This window comes from Rhizobium sp. SVR5-2C (assembly GCF_056755115.1).
In genome coordinates this window covers 1-234 of sequence record NZ_JBNDHT010000620.1, presented here as the reverse complement: position 1 = coordinate 234, position 234 = coordinate 1, and the positions used below count along the sequence as shown (strand labels likewise).

The window sequence follows — 234 nt, the reverse complement described above, 5'->3', positions numbered from 1 at the left end:
TGTCGACACCGATGATCATGTCGGCGCCGGCAAGGCGGAGGCCCTGGATGACGGTCAAACCGATACCTCCCAGCCCGAACAAGAACGCCGTCGCGCCTTCTTCGACCTTGGCGGTGTTCAGGACAACGCCGATACCGGTCGTCACGCCGCAGCCGATTTAGCAGATCTTGTCGAAGGGGGCATCCGGATTGACCTTGGCTACTGCGATCTCCGGCAGCACGGTGAAATTTGAGA

The 234-nt window shown here is 60.3% G+C and carries 1 pseudogene; it reads right to left on the bottom strand.

Annotated elements, in window-relative coordinates:
* A pseudogene (locus ACPYOI_RS37125) lies at positions 1–234 on the bottom strand (S-(hydroxymethyl)glutathione dehydrogenase); the annotation flags it as partial.